Annotated in this window: 8 protein-coding genes; 3 read left to right on the forward strand and 5 right to left on the reverse strand. The window is 68.1% G+C overall.

All coding sequences use genetic code 11. From position 1 onward, the window contains the following. The 3 genes from MAY35_RS02200 to MAY35_RS02210 form a co-directional block, all read right to left on the reverse strand. A complete protein-coding gene (locus MAY35_RS02200; protein ID WP_238419335.1) occupies positions 1–1,158 on the reverse strand; it encodes a PLP-dependent aspartate aminotransferase family protein in 1,158 nt (385 codons plus the stop codon). An 8-nt stretch (positions 1,159–1,166) separates the two neighbouring features. Beyond that, entirely contained in the window at positions 1,167–2,429 is a 1,263-nt protein-coding gene (opgC, locus tag MAY35_RS02205; RefSeq protein ID WP_238419009.1) for an OpgC domain-containing protein, read from the reverse strand. A gap of 73 nt (positions 2,430–2,502) precedes the next feature. After that, positions 2,503–4,290 (reverse strand): long-chain fatty acid--CoA ligase, encoded by a 1,788-nt coding sequence (locus tag MAY35_RS02210; protein ID WP_238419010.1) that lies wholly within the window; start codon positions 4,288–4,290, stop codon positions 2,503–2,505. Between the two features lie 236 nt (positions 4,291–4,526). Between MAY35_RS02210 and MAY35_RS02215 the strand changes: the two genes are divergently transcribed. From MAY35_RS02215 to MAY35_RS02225, 3 genes are all read left to right on the forward strand, one after another. After that, complete coding sequence (locus tag MAY35_RS02215) at positions 4,527–6,275, forward strand: DEAD/DEAH box helicase (protein WP_238419011.1); 1,749 nt, start codon at positions 4,527–4,529, stop codon at positions 6,273–6,275. Between the two features lie 138 nt (positions 6,276–6,413). After that, positions 6,414–6,746: a rhodanese-like domain-containing protein gene (locus tag MAY35_RS02220; protein ID WP_238419012.1), complete on the forward strand. Its 333-nt coding sequence runs from the start codon at positions 6,414–6,416 to the stop codon at positions 6,744–6,746. 93 nt (positions 6,747–6,839) lie between these two features. Then, a complete protein-coding gene (locus MAY35_RS02225; RefSeq protein ID WP_238419013.1) occupies positions 6,840–11,039 on the forward strand; it encodes an AAA domain-containing protein in 4,200 nt (1,399 codons plus the stop codon). A gap of 33 nt (positions 11,040–11,072) precedes the next feature. Here the strand turns inward: MAY35_RS02225 and MAY35_RS02230 are convergent, their stop codons facing one another. Beyond that, the gene (locus MAY35_RS02230; protein ID WP_281063075.1) at positions 11,073–11,882 is read right to left on the reverse strand and encodes an NAD-dependent deacylase; all 810 of its coding nucleotides are present in this window, start codon (positions 11,880–11,882) and stop codon (positions 11,073–11,075) included. Continuing rightward, positions 11,879–12,304: an HIT family protein gene (locus MAY35_RS02235; protein WP_238419014.1), complete on the reverse strand. Its 426-nt coding sequence runs from the start codon at positions 12,302–12,304 to the stop codon at positions 11,879–11,881. Before MAY35_RS02235 ends, MAY35_RS02230 begins: the two co-directional genes overlap by 4 nt. Positions 12,305–12,687 lie beyond the last annotated feature (383 nt).

Here is a 12,687-nt window from a genome sequence, read left to right on the forward strand (position 1 = left end):
TCACTCCGGAAATGTCGCGTCCAGTGCCGTCGAGATGTCGGCGATGAGGTCGTCCGCGTCCTCGAGACCGACCGAGAAGCGCAGGTGACCCCACTCGCGGAACGGCGCCGGATAGGCGGCGACCCGGGCACCGTCGGTGCCGACATGCACGATGAGCGATTCGTCGTGGCCGAGCGACACCGCCGAGGTGATGGTCGACAGCGCGGACACGAACCGGTTCTGTGTCGACGGATCGCCGCGTACCGCGAAAGCCATCATCGCGCCGAAGCCCCGACCGCCGAATTGCCGTGCGGCGAGGTCGTGTTCGGGATGTGACGCCAGCCCCGGGTAGCGGACATATGCGACGCGGGGGTCGTCGTCGAGGAAGGCTGCGACCCGCTCCGCGGTGCGTTGGTGCTGGGCGAAGCGCAGGGGCAGGGTGATCGCCCCGCGCGCGATCAGCCAGGCGTTGAACGGCGAGATGACACCGCCGACATCGACCATTGCCTGCGTCTTGATCCGCGCGATGAGCTCGGTCCGACCGAGCACGGCACCGCCCATCGCGTCGCCATGACCGTTGATGTATTTGGTGAGTGAATGGACCACGAGGTCCGCGCCGTCGGCAAGGGGGCGGTAGAGCGTGGGCGGGGTGAAGGTCGAGTCGACGAGCAGCAGGGCCCCGGCATCGTGGGCGGTGGCGGCGAGTGCCGCGATGTCGGCGACCTTGGTCGTCGGATTGGCGATGGTCTCGGCCACCAGCATCCGGGTGTTCGGTCGGACCGCAGCCCGCACCGCGTCCGGGTCACCGACGTCGACGAACGTCGCGTCGATCCCGTACTTCGACGGAAGTAGCTCCGACCACAGCTTCCAGGTCGCCTCGTAGGTGGTGTCGGAGACCACGACGTGATCGCCGACCGACAGGAAGGTGAAGAAGACCGAGTGGAGTGCGGCGACGCCGGACGCGAGCACGACCGCGTCGTCGGCTTCCTCGAGCGCGGCCAGCTTGTCCTGCAACGCGACCTGGTTGGCGCCCGTGTTGCGGGTGTAGAAGAGCTGATCGGTGCCCGACCAGCTGATCTCCTCCGGGTTGGGTGGGAGGTGATAGGAGTTCGCCATCGTGATGGGCGTCCGGACCGAGGGGCCCGACGAGTCGTTGCCCGCGTGGACGCTGCGTGTCATCTCGCCGGTCACGGGTGGGCTCCCATCGGTTCGTCGGCGCGTTCGGCGGGCGGTCCCGGCCTCGTCGGCCCCTCGGCGCCCGACGCGAGGATTTCGGGGACCTCTGGAGTGGGGACACCGGGCTCAGGGCGGGGCGCCACATCGTCGGCGGGACGTGTCGGGACCGTGACACCCGACCGGGCCGGACGGAGCAGTCCGACCATGCGCACCGGAACCCGGTGGAGCTTGTCGATGGCCGCGAAGTACCGGAACTCGGCCCACGCCCAGCAGACGGCGAAGACCAGCAACGCGACAGCGTCCATCGTGATGGAGTTCCACGGACGGTGCGCGATGTGGATCGGTACGACGACGAGGGCGACGGCCTGGATGACATACGAGTCGAGACTGCGGGTGCCGGTCATCACGAGCGGACGCAACCAGTCGTGATGCCACCACTTCAGGACCAGGCGGAAGACGCCGTAGACGGCCGGGACAGCCAGATATGCCCCGATCGCGCGGGCCGGGCGGAAATCGAGTTTGTCCGCGAAATCCGGTTCGAGATGGGCCCAGGGGCCGGCGTGAATCCCGAAGTGGAAGAACATCGCCACCACGATCGCGAGGGCGACGATGACGAGCAGCCACCGGTCGACGAACTCGGGCACACTCCAGCGTGACCAGTTCCAGCCGATGACGAGGGCCGGGATGAACATGATCTGCCAGCCCGCGACGTTCTGGATGTGCGGCGCGGCCTGATAGGCGCTCACGTAGAACCAGTCGGGGGACCAGACGAGGGAGAGCGCGTAGAGCGCCAGGGACCCGCCGAGCACCCACGCCCACCACCCGCGGCGCAGCAGAGGGAACAGCGCGAACGCCGACATCATCAGGACCATGTAGAGCAACAGGATGTTGCCGCCGCTGGGCAGGTACTGCATGGTCAGGGAGAGCCAGATGCCGTCCCGCCAACCGTCGACGGGCAGCAGCAGCGTCAGCCACCGGTGGCCTTCGAGTGCGGCGGCCACCGCCACGAGCGCGATGACCAGTTGGCACAGGTAGAGGACCGCGATGCGCTTGGCGAGTCGCTTGTAGGCGAAGGTCAGACCGTGGCGCGTGACCCACCGCTGATAGACCAGCCCGAGCACGATCCCGGACAGCATGACGAATGCCGACATGCCGTCGACGTATGGGAACGCGTGGGTGGGCGTGGCCAGGGATGACTCATGCGCGAAGTGCGCCGTGATCATGCTCCAGATCGCCACCCCGCGGGTGGCGTCGATGGCCAGGTCTCGATTCATTGACTTGCACCCTAGACAGCACCGCGGCCCGAGGTCACCTCGGGCCGCGGCGAGTCGCGTGAAGAGTTCTGTCTCAGGTGTAGAGGTCGGCGATCGCCTGCTTGTGCGCGTCGTGGATCACGTTGCGCTTGAGCTTCATCGTCGGCGTCAGCTCACCGGTGTCGATGGTGAAGTCGGTGTCGAGGATCGAGAACTTCTTGATCGCCTCGGCGTTGGACACCTTGGTGTTCGCCTCCTTGACCGCCGCGTCGATCTCCTCCTTGAGGTCGGCGTTGTCGACCAGATCGGAGATCGGGGTGTCGGCAGGCAGGCCGTGACGTTCCAGCCAACCGGGAACGGCCTCGGGATCGATCGTGATGAGCGCCGCGATGAAGGGCTTGTTGTCGCCGACCACCAAGCACTGGCTCACCATCGGGTGCGCGCGGATGGTGTCCTCGAGCTGCGCCGGCGAGACGTTCTTGCCACCGGCGGTGACGATCAGTTCCTTCTTGCGGCCGGTGATGAACAGGTAGCCGTCGTCGAGCGTGCCGATGTCACCGGTGTGGAACCACCCGTCGCGGATGGCGTCGTCGGTGGCGGCCTGGTTCTTCCAGTACCCGCCGAACACGACCGGTCCCTTGAGCAGGACCTCGCCGTCCTCGGCGATGGCGACGGTGACGCCCGGGATCGGACGGCCGACGGAACCGACCTTCTGGTTGTCCTCGTTGTTGGCCGTCACCGCGGCGGTGGTCTCCGACAATCCGTAGCCCTCGTACACGGGGATGCCGACGCCGCGGAAGAAGTGCCCGAGGCGGGCGCCGAGCGGCGCTCCACCGGAGATGGCGCCCTCGCACTGGCCGCCCAGCGCGTCGCGCAGCTTGCCGTAGACGAGCTTGTCGAACAGGGCATGCCGGAGCTTGAGGCCCAGGCCGACCTTGCCGGCCTCGGTCGCCTTGCTGAACTCGATCGCGGTGTCGGTCGCCTTGTCGAAGATCGATCCCTTGCCGCCGTCGTAAGCCTTCTGCTTGGCAGAGTTGTAGACCTTCTCGAAGACGCGGGGCACCGACAGCACGTAGTTCGGCTTGAACACGCCCAGATCGGCCACGAGGTTGGTGAGGTCGTTGGTGTGTCCGAGGATCACGCCGTTCTCCACGCAACCGACCGTGACCACGCGGGCGAAGATGTGGGCCAGCGGGAGGAACAGCAGCGTCGACTTGCCCTCGCGCATGCCGGCGCCGACGGCGTCGCGGGTGGCCGCGGTCTCGGCGAGGAAGTTCGCGTGCGTCAGGACGACGCCCTTGGGGCGCCCGGTGGTGCCGGAGGTGTAGATCAGGGTGGCCGCGTCGGACGACAGCGCATTCGCCTGGCGCTGGTCGAGGTCGGCGTCGGCGACCTTCGCGCCTCGCTTGGTGACCGTGGGGAGCGCGTGGTCGTCGATGACCAGGGTCTCCTTGAGGGTCGGCGTCTCGTCGATCACGCGGAGGTGACGGGTGTAGTGCTCGTGGTTCTCGACGAACAGCAGCTTGGCGCCGGAGTCCTCGAGGATCCACTGGACCTGATCGGGTGCGGACGTCTCGTAGATCGCGACGGTGCACGCGCCGGCGCGCCAGATCGCGTAGTCCAGGACGGTCCACTCGTAACGGGTCGAGGAGAGGATCGCGACGCGGTCCCCGGCCTGCACGCCGGAGGCGATCAGACCCTTGGCGACCGCGTCGACCTCGTCGGTGAAGTGCTTGGCGGTGACGTTGACCCACTGGTTGTGCGAGCGCTTGCGGAAGAGCGGCATCGTGGGGCGCTCCGCGCGGTAGCGCAGGATCGTGTCGACGGTCGTCGCCTTGTCGTCGATCGTCAGATCGGACGGGGTGGCGTACTGCTGCTGCATGGCACTCCTGAGACGGGAGAACAAATGGACATTCCGGACATCGGCATGCGTGTGACCGGGACCGATGGCCGGATGAGTGGCACTGACAGTACCAGTATTCGTGGGATGCATCACAGGGCTCCGGCATCGTGGTGTATGCCCTGTTCAGGGCGGGGATGAGACGCGTTCAGGGCGCGATGCCGACATTCCGGCGCGGGGCCTTTACAGTTGAGGGTGATGAATGAGACCCGCAGCGCATGAGCACTTCCGATCAAGGCGAACACGGCGCGCCGGCAGAACCCCCCGTCGGGACGTTCGACGACCTCGAGATCGACTCGCGGGTCCGCGCCGCGATCACCGACGTAGGGTACGAGACGCCGTCACCGATCCAGGCCGCCACCATCCCGCCCCTGATGGAGGGGCGCGACGTGGTCGGGCTGGCCCAGACCGGAACCGGCAAGACAGCCGCCTTCGCGATCCCCATCCTCTCCCGAATCGACACCTCGGCCCGCACCCCGCAGGCGCTGATCCTCGCGCCAACCCGCGAGCTGGCGCTGCAGGTCTCCGAGGCCTTCGGGCGTTACTCGGCGCACATGCCCGAGGTCAAGGTGCTCCCGATCTACGGCGGGCAGTCCTACGGTGTCCAGCTGGCCGGGCTCCGCCGCGGCGCCCAGGTCATCGTCGGCACCCCGGGCCGCGTCATCGACCACCTCGATCGCAAGACCCTCGACATCTCCGGACTGGAGTTCCTCGTCCTCGACGAGGCCGACGAGATGCTCACGATGGGCTTCGCCGAGGACGTCGAACGCATCCTCGCCGAGACACCCGACACCAAACAGGTCGCACTCTTCTCGGCGACCATGCCCAGCACCATCCGACGCCTCGCGCAGCGCTATCTGAAGTCGCCGCAGGAGATCGCCGTCAAGTCCAAGACGGCAACGGCGCAGAACATCACGCAGCGGTACCTGCAGGTCTCCCACCAGCGCAAGCTCGATGCGCTGACGAGGTTCCTCGAGGTCGAGACGTTCGACGGCATGATCGTGTTCGTCCGTACCAAGCAGGCGACCGAAGAGCTCGCCGAGAAGCTCCGGTCCCGCGGGTTCTCGGCGGTCGCCATCAACGGCGACCTCGCCCAGGCGCAGCGCGAGCGGACGATCAACCAGCTCAAGAACGGTCAGATCGACATCCTCGTCGCGACCGACGTCGCCGCGCGCGGGCTCGACGTCGACCGCATCTCCCATGTCGTCAACTACGACATCCCGCACGACACCGAGTCGTACGTGCACCGCATCGGCCGGACCGGGCGTGCCGGACGGTCGGGCAACGCGCTGCTGTTCGTCTCGCCGCGGGAACGTCATCTGCTGCGCGCGATCGAGCGGGCCACCCGTCAGACCCTCACCGAGATCGGGCTGCCCAGCGTCGACGACGTCAACGCCCAGCGAGTCGCCAAGTTCGCCGACTCGATCACCCAGAACCTGTCGTCGGACAATCTCGATCTGTTCCGGGGCCTCATCGAGAACTATGCGCGGGACAACGACGTCGCCATGGCCGACATCGCCGCCGCACTGGCACTCGAGACCCGCGACGGCGGATTCCTGATGACCCCGGATCCGCCCCAGTCGGAGCGGCGTCCCGAACGCGAGCGTGCCCCGCGACGTCCGGGCGCGACCTTCGCGACCTACCGGATCGCCGTCGGCCGCAAGCACAAGGTGTCCCCGGGTGCGATCGTCGGTGCGATCGCGAACGAGGGCGGCCTCTCGCGTGGCGACTTCGGCAACATCAGCATCCGCGACGACTTCAGCCTCGTGGAACTGCCCGACGATCTCGACAACGAGACGCTGTCGAATCTGCGGCACACCAAGATCGGCAAGAACCCGATCGACATCCGTAAGGACATGGGATCGCCGCGGACACGTGGCGGCGCCAAGCGCAACGCCGGCGGACAGGGTGGCAACTGGGGAAAGCGTCCGTCTCCGCGGGTCGCCGGACGCGGCCGCCGCTCCTGACCTGGGGTCAGTGAGACGGACCTTGTCAATCCGAGATCATTCCGTAACCTGGTCGACGGGGGTCATCCAACAGATGGTCACCGGACCCGCGAAGATCGCGGCCGGTTGTCGAGTGAGTACAGGATCGGTGAGTCACCAGTGTCAGTGGTGAATGCAATTTCAGCAGCAGAAGCAATGGATCACAGCCGTGACGGCCACGCCGTCGTGGTCGATGCGCGCCCACAGGTGGTCCGCCACCAGGGCAGCCTGCCCGGCGCGCTCGTGGTCGATCCCAACGAGGTTCCCAGGCGGTTCGCCCCGACGCCATCGGGCACGTTCCCGGTGATCCGGGACCGCGACACCGAGATCGCGGTCGTGTCGGTGCGTTCGGAGGCGCCGCGGATCGCCGAGCAGATCGCCGGGCTCGGATACACCAACGTGCGTTACGTCGACGGCGGCTACCCGGCACTGCGGTCGAGCACCAACAGCTGAGACCGGGACGCACGCCGCCACTGCGCGGCAGCATTCCTCTGACCAGCGTCTTGATAGCGTGGAAGTCGCCGGCGACGAGAGGAACACATCGGAATGCAGGATGACGCTCGCGATGTGGTGCGCGATCAGGTCACCCGGCTGATGACGTTCCTGCGGGACCTCGTCCGGTCCCGCTCCGGCGACATCCGCGACATCGACGATCACCCGGGTTCGGTCTGGGTCGGTCCGGGGACTCCCGTGCCGATTCGGGCCGGAGCAGAGCCCGGGCAGGTCCTTGCTGAGTCCGGGCCCCCGCAGAGCACCGACGCGGACGACACGGGCGGCGCACACGAGGAACTCGCTCGACTGGTCGACGAACTCGCGGACAACCCCGAGACCCTTGAGCTCGTCATCGCCCAGGCGTTCGTCGAGGTCCGGGACCCGACCGAGCCCGAGTCCGGGCCCCTGGTGCGCGAGCACCTGCTCACCCAGGCCGTCGTCGCCGAACGCGACGAGGACGGCGTCATCCGTCTGTCGATCGCCTCCGGATCGGCGCCGGCCATGCACGACACGCACCTGCTGGCCACGGTAGACGGGCTGGATCTGGCAGGCGCGATGAAGATCCGCGCGAAACTGTCCGGCCAGTCGTCGGTGCTTGCCGCGAAGGTCGCGGACCTGACCGCCGAGTGGCTCGAGGCGATCGAGATCGACGCCGAGCGGGTGACGCTCGCACTCGACATGCGGCCGGCGCTGGTGCTGCGGCAACGTGGGATCGAGAGTTCCCTCGCCTTCTACGACGCGATCCTCGACGATCTGCGCGACGAGAAGTCGCCGGTCCCAGTGGCATTGGCGCAACTGGTCGCACCGGTGGAAGCTGCCGACCGGCTCGACGCGCTGGACGCCCCCGGTGTACTCGCGCCGTCCGAACTCATCGCCGATGCCCTGTTCCCGCTGCCGTCGAACGTCGAGCAGCGCGACGTACTCGTCCGGCTCGGGTCCGACACCGGCGTCGTCGTCGAAGGTCCGCCGGGAACCGGCAAGACCCACACCATCGCCAACGTGACCTCGGCTCTGCTCGCCAAGGGGCAGCGCGTGCTGGTCGTCAGCGAGAAGGCGCACGCCCTCCACGTGTTGCGGGACATGCTCCCGCCCGCGCTGCGGGAACTGTCCGTGTCCATCGCCGACATCTCGCAGGATCGATCCGACGGCATCGTGGAGGCCGTCACGGCACTGGCCGAGCGCCGGGCGGCCTTCTCGCCGGGGGTCGCCGACGCCGAGATCGCCGATCTGACCGCGCGCCGCGACCACGCTCTGCGCGAACGCGACCACACGCTCCGCGAACTGTGGGACCTCCGCGCGGACGAGACCGAGGTCCGCGAGTGGCTCGCAGGGGACTACCGCGGGACACCGGCGGAGATCGTCCGTCAGGTGCAGGCAGACGCCGAGGCGTACGAGTGGATGCCCGGCCCGGTGCAGGGTGCGGTGCCGCCGCTCGACTCGGCCGAGTTCGTCCGCCTGGCGGATCTGCTCGCTGTCACGGGCGGCTCCGCTTCCCGCCTGTCGCAACGATTCCCGGACCCCTCCGAGTACTTGCCGGATCCGGTCGCGATGGATGCGATCTGCACGCGGATCGCCGCCCGCCCGCGCGAGCCGATGGCCGGCGCCGGGTCGCTGCTGGCGGTCCTCGACGGTGTCGAGAGCGATCGCCTTCTGCGGATCAAGGACATCTGCGACCAGCTGGCGGTGGCGGCGACCGAGGTGGCGTCGTACCCCGCTCCGATGATCGACATGGCCGACCGGCTGCTCGCCGGCCGGGCCACCCACCTGTGGTCGAGGGTGACGACCCTGTCACCGGTGATCGCCGAGGCTGCCCGCCGTGACCGAGACCTCGGGGCACACACCGTCATCGTCGACGGTGACGGACCCGGCGATGCGGCGTTGTTCGACGCGGCGGCCGACCACCTCCGCGATGGCGGACAGTGGCGGGGGCGTCTGCGGCGGTCGCCGCAGCAACGCGCGGTCGAGGAATCGTCGGTGCGGGCCACCGTCGACGGTCGGCCTCCCCGGGACGAGGCCGCATTGCGCCGGGTGGCCGACCACCTCACGGTCGTCGATGCGGTGCACCAGGTCCATCGCATCCTCGCCGACCTGCATGTGCCCGTCGACGCATCGGGTTCGCGTTCGGCGCAACTCGATCACCTCGTCCGGCTGGACACCCAGCTGAGCTGGATCTCGCGACTGATCTCCGGGCGCGAGCACCTGGTCCGTGAACTCGAGGCCATCAGCCCGGGCGGACCCCGCCCGCGCAGCGTCGACGACGTCGCGGCCGTCGCGCGGCAGGCCCGTTCGATCGCGGTCGCCAACGACGCCGCGCTGGCCGAGCAGGAGCTCGCCGACTGCGCCTACGCGCTGACGGCCGAACTGGAACAGGGGCCGTCGCCGGAGGGTGATGCGCTCATCGCGGCGCTTGCCGGGGCCGATGCCGAGGCCATCCGAGACGCCCGCCGGGCTTTCGCCGACGCACGCGCCGAGGCGGAAGCGCAGAATGCCCTGGAACTCCTCGGTCTCCGATTGCGCAGTCGCGCTCCCGAACTCGCGAAATCGATGTGGTCCACTCCCGATGATCCGGTCTGGGCCGAACGCGCCCGTGACATGGGGGCGGCGTGGGCGTGGCGCTTTGCCCACACCTGGGCGATGGAGCGAAGCGATCCGCTCGCCGAGGTACGACTGCAGAACGAGCTCGATGCCCTCGACGTCGATATCGCTGCTCTCACCACGCGACTCGCTTCCGCACGCGCACACCGCGAACTGATGGCGCGTACCACCGCCACCGAGATGCAGGCCGTCCAGTCCTATCGCGACCACATGATCAACCTGGGCAAGGGGTCGGGCAAGCACGCCAACCGATTCCGGCGTGCGGCCCGCGAGGCGATGGCCGAGGCGCAGAACGCCATCCCCGCATGGATCATGTCCATCAGCCAGGTGGCCGAGACGTTGCCGCCACGCCGCAACTCGTTCGACGTCGTGATCGTCGACGAGGCGTCGCAGGCCGACATCACCAGTGCGTTCCTTCTGTGGCTCGCTCCGCGGGTGATCGTCGTCGGTGACGACAAGCAGTGCGCCCCGGTCGGTTTGAGCGGTACAACACTCGACGCGGCCTTCGCTGAACTCGATGCGGCCCTGCCGGACCTGCCGCCCTATCTCCGTGACGGGCTCACCCCGCGATCCAGCCTGTTCTCGTTGCTGCGCAGTCGTTTCGGTAATGTCGTCGGCCTGCGCGAGCACTTTCGCTCGATGCCGGAGATCATCGAGTTCTCGTCACGGCAGTTCTACGGCAACTCGCCGCTGATCCCGGTGCGCCAGTACGGCGCCGATCGACTCGAGCCGCTGCGTGGGGTCGCGGTCGAGGGCGCGTCGACCGGTACGGGGGCGGGGATCATCAATGAAGCCGAGATCGCGGCGGTCGTCGACTCCCTCCGACACTGTCTGGCCGATCCGGCATACGACGCCATGGACTTCGGGGTCATCGCCCTGCAGGGCACCAAGCAGGTCGAGGCGCTCGACCGGGCCCTTCGGAAGGCCTTCGACGCCGACACCTGGCTGCGGAGGCGGATCCGGGTCGGGTCGCCACCGGACTTCCAGGGTGACGAGCGTCGTGTGATGTTCCTGTCGATGGTCGTGTCCGATCCCAACTCGATCTCGGCGTTGACGCGGGCGGAGTCGCAGCGGAGGTTCAATGTGGCGGCGACCCGCGCGATGGATCAGTTGTGGTTGTTCCATTCGGTCGGGCTCGACGACCTCCGGCCCCACGACCTCAGATACTCGCTGCTGTCGTATGTGACGGCCGCCGAGGGGCCGTCGATCGCGCCCATGCCCGCCGACGTCCCCGACGACCGCCGCGTCGCCCCCTTCGACAACCTCCTCGAACAGCGTGTGTTCAATCGCCTTGCGGCGCTTGGCTATCACGTGACACCCAAGGTCGAGGTCAACAACCGGGTCGTCGACCTCGTGGTCCTCGGCGCGGACGCCCGCATGGCCGTCGAATGCGATGCCGACGAGTTTCGGGGAACCGGACGTCAGGCGCGGTCGGACCTGGAACGCGAGCGCGAATTGCGTCGGTGCGGGTGGGAGTTCGTCCGGGTGCGCGAGTCCGAGTTCGTGTTGGACCCCGATCGCGTGATCGATCACGTCGCGTCCATGCTCGACGAGCGTGGATGCAAGCCGGGGTCGCTGGCCGCCACGTCGATCGGGCGAGCGACCGAGTCGGACGACGCTTCCAGATGGGAACCGATCGACCTCACCGCGGGGGAGTGAGGCAGCTCCGCTGATGTCCCCGGGACGTTCGCTTCAGTCGAGCGCGCGTAGCAGGGCCGGCAGCCCCTGCGCGGCGGACAAGCGCAGGCTGTGGGTCGCCACCTCGGAGAGCGCGGAGGGCGCGGGGTTGAACTCGATGACCGGAATCCCTGCGCGCACAGCACGTTCGGGTAGAGCCGCGGCCGGGTACACGATCCCGCTGGTGCCGACGACGATGATCGCCTCGGACGCGCGGAATGCCTGATCGGCCCGCTGCCAGTCGGACTCGGGCAGCGCTTCGCCGAACCACACGACGCCCGGACGCACCGACCCGCCGCAGCGTCGACAGGTCGGTGGCGGCACACGAGGGTCGAACGTGCTGTCGTCGCGGGGTCTGTCGTCGGGAAGGGCGTCGACGCCTTCGTACGGTGTACCGCAGACCGAACACCTTGGCGCGAACAGACTTCCGTGTAGGTGGCTGATGACATCGCTGCCCGCCCGCTCGTGGAGGTCGTCGACGTTCTGGGTCACCACCATCACGGTGCGGTTGGCGCCCAGGTCGGCAAGCGCGTGGTGACCGGCATTGGGCTGGGCGGTGCGCACGTGTCCGGCGCGCCACCGGTACCAGCCCCAGACCAGTGCCGGGTCCCGATCCCAGGCCTCGGGCGTCGCCAATTCGGCGGGATCGAACCGATCCCACAGCGCGGCCTGCGAACGCCCGCCCGCTTGCGCGTCTCGGAAGGTCGCGATCCCGCTCTCGGCCGACATGCCGGCGCCACTGAAGACGGTGATCCAGTCGGCGCCCCGGATGAGATCGACGACGGCGTCGGGGATGTCCGGCCGCGGTGTCTCGCCGTCTGTCATCCGGCGGATTCGAGCGAAGCGCGCACCCGTGCCGCGGTCTCGTCGGGGTCGGGATCCCGGCGCACGAGGAACCCCTTGGCGAAGCTCAACTTGTCGCCCGCGTGCCGCGGAACCACGTGCAGGTGGGTGTGGAACACCGTCTGGAAGGCCGCGCTCCCGTCGTTCAGTGCCAGGTTCACCCCGTCCGCGGCCATCGGACCGGATTTCAGCGCAGCCGCGAGCCGCTGTCCCGCACGAAACAGAGCCGATCCGATCGTCGGGTCGAGGTCGTCGAGCCCGGTGGAGTGGACTCGGGGGACGAGCAGGGTGTGGCCGCGTGTGACGGGCCGGATGTCGAGGAAGCCGACGATGTCGTCGTCCGAGTAGACGATGCGTGCGGGCGCCGTGCCCTCGACGATGGCGCAGAAGATGCAACTGCTCATGGGCCGACTCTAGGACAACCGGCGGGTCGCCTTCTCGCTCAATCCGCCGCGCCGTCGTGGCTCACATCACATAACGGTTTGGTAACGGTTCACCGAGCGAATGTTCGGGGCGTCGTGCCGTCTGACCAGCTACGCCTGGCCTGCGTGTTTCGAGACCCTTCTCATGCCCGTTGACGAGGTCCTCTAAGTTACCCGCGCGGTTACTGGCGGGTATACCGACAGGTCACCGCGAAACATGAGGGTTCCCTCACTTTCGTGTGTCATCATGGGTGTCACGTTCACGCCGGCAGCGATTCACGAAGAAGTCGACACCTGCCAATGCCCCTGCGCGGCAATCGTGTTCGTCCGTTGTACCAGCTAGCTACACCAGGCAGAGTCGCCGA

The sequence above is a fragment of the Gordonia sp. 'Campus' genome, assembly GCF_022206305.1.
Lineage (GTDB): Bacteria > Actinomycetota > Actinomycetes > Mycobacteriales > Mycobacteriaceae > Gordonia.